Source organism: Thioclava arctica (assembly GCF_040892615.1).
Taxonomy (GTDB): domain Bacteria; phylum Pseudomonadota; class Alphaproteobacteria; order Rhodobacterales; family Rhodobacteraceae; genus Thioclava; species Thioclava arctica.
Genome location: NZ_JBFRYC010000067.1, coordinates 1 through 303, shown reverse-complemented (window position 1 = coordinate 303; position 303 = coordinate 1). Strand labels below are relative to the sequence as shown.

The window sequence follows — 303 nt, the reverse complement described above, 5'->3', positions numbered from 1 at the left end:
TATCCCCGCACGGCTCTGTTGCACAAATCCGGTAGGGATTCATGTCGTGAATCCAGTGTGGTAGCTGATGGGCATGAGCAAACCGACAGCACCGACCTACAAGACAACGAATTGGACTGCCTATAATGAGGCGCTTAAGCGCCGCGGGTCACTGACGATCTGGTTCGATCCCGAGATGAACTGGGATGCTGCGCCCACCGGCAAGCGCGGCCGACAGCCGACCTACAGTGATGCCGCCGTTCAGGCATGCCTGACCATGAAAGTGCTGTTCGGGATGGCGCTTCGGCAGACAACGGGCTTTGT

General features: G+C 58.1%; 1 protein-coding gene. It reads left to right on the top strand.

Going from position 1 to position 303, the window contains the following annotated elements:
• Positions 1-73: 73 nt before the first annotated feature.
• Positions 74-303, top strand: a 230-nt coding sequence (locus AB4874_RS19945; RefSeq protein ID WP_368393321.1) for a transposase, incomplete at its 3' end; no start/stop codon positions are given.